The sequence below is a fragment of the Staphylococcus sp. EG-SA-2 genome (genome assembly GCF_017152085.1).
This window is the reverse complement of sequence record NZ_JACYHC010000877.1, coordinates 1-1,078: the sequence shown is the minus strand read 5'-3', so window position 1 is coordinate 1,078 and position 1,078 is coordinate 1. Positions and strand designations below refer to the sequence as shown.

At 32.3% G+C, this 1,078-nt stretch carries 2 protein-coding genes; both read left to right on the top strand.

Features of this window, described 5'->3' with window-relative positions:
- Positions 1-577, top strand: a 577-nt coding sequence (locus tag IDG60_RS15585; protein WP_206160900.1) for a head maturation protease, ClpP-related, incomplete at its 5' end; no start/stop codon positions are given.
- Positions 578-588: 11 nt separating this feature from the next.
- The coding region (locus IDG60_RS15580) for a phage major capsid protein (protein ID WP_206160899.1) at positions 589-1,078 on the top strand (490 nt) is incomplete at its 3' end.

Genomic DNA, 1,078 nt, shown 5'->3' with positions numbered 1-1,078 from the left:
TGAAGGGCATGCAATATACAATATGCTAAAAATGCATCCTGCAAAAATTAATATCTATGTCGATGCCTTAGCGGCATCAATTGCTAGTGTTATCGCTATGAGTGGTGACACTATTTTTATGCACAAAAATAGTTTTTTAATGATTCATAATTCATGGGTTATGACTGTAGGTAATGCAGAAGAATTAAGAAAGACAGCGGATTTACTTGAAAAAACAGATGCTGTTAGTAATTCAGCTTATTTAGATAAAGCAAAAGATTTAGATCAAGAACACTTAAAACAGATGTTAGATGCAGAAACTTGGCTTACTGCAGAAGAAGCCTTGTCTTTCGGCTTGATAGATGAAATTTTAGGAGCTAATGAAATAGCTGCTAGTATCTCTAAAGAGCAATATAAGCGTTTCGAGAACGTCCCAGAAGATTTAAAGAAAGATGTAGACAAAATCACTAAAATTGATGATGTAGATACATCTGAATTGGTTGAAACACCTAAAGAAAGTATGTCACTAGAAGAAAAAGAAAAAAGAGAAAAAATTAAACGCGAATGCGAAATTTTAAAAATGACAATGAATTATTAGGAGGAAATGAAATGCCGACATTATATGAATTAAAACAATCCTTAGGTATGATTGGACAACAATTAAAAAATAAAAATGATGAATTGAGTCAGAAAGCAACAGATCCAAATATTGATATGGAAGACATCAAACAACTAGAAACAGAAAAAGCAGGTTTACAACAAAGATTTAACATTGTTGAAAGACAAGTGCAAGACATTGAAGAGAAAGAAAAAGCGAAAGTTAAAGATAAAGGAGAAGCTTATCAATCTTTAAGTGATAATGAGAAGATGGTTAAAGCTAAGGCAGAGTTTTATCGTCACGCGATTTTACCAAATGAATTTGAAAAACCTTCAATGGAGGCACAACGTTTATTACACGCTTTACCAACAGGAAATGATTCAGGTGGAGATAAGCTCTTACCAAAAACACTTTCTAAAGAAATTGTTTCAGAACCATTTGCTAAAAACCAATTACGTGAAAAAGCTCGTCTAACTAACATTAAAGGTTTAGAGATTCCAA